Origin of the sequence: Neisseria sp. HMSC70E02, assembly GCF_001838645.1 — a bacterium.
Taxonomy (GTDB): Bacteria; Pseudomonadota; Gammaproteobacteria; order Burkholderiales; family Neisseriaceae; genus Neisseria; species Neisseria macacae.
This window is the reverse complement of record NZ_KV838123.1, coordinates 1-420: the sequence shown is the minus strand read 5'-3', so window position 1 is coordinate 420 and position 420 is coordinate 1. Positions and strand designations below refer to the sequence as shown.

At 56.4% G+C, this 420-nt stretch carries 1 pseudogene; it reads left to right on the top strand.

The annotated features are described in order from the left end of the window. Positions 1–420, top strand: a pseudogene (locus HMPREF3277_RS11350) (RHS repeat family protein); the annotation flags it as partial.

The following is a 420-nucleotide window of genomic DNA, read 5'->3' as shown; positions in this document are numbered from 1 at the left end:
ACGAACAGTCGCCCAAAATGCGGCTGCTGTCGGTGTCGCTGCTGGAGGGTTTGCCGGTCTTCGGCGAAGCGGTCCGGGTCGGCAGTCCGCTGGTCCGCTACGAATACAACGGCAGCGGCGACCTGATCCGCGTTATCGGCCGCGACGGCAACGTCAAACGCAGCTTCGGCTATAAAAACAATCTGATGGTGTCGCACACGGATGCGGCAGGATTGGTATCGGAATACGAATACGACCATTACACCCCGACCGGCAAGGTGTTGCGCAACTGGACTTCTTTGGGCGAGGAATGGCGTTTTACCTATCACGACGGTTATACCGAGGTAACCGACGTATTGGGTCGTACCGAGCAATATCATTACGATTACAACAACGAGTTGACCAAACGGGTGTTTGCCGACGGCAGCGCTGTGTTGATGG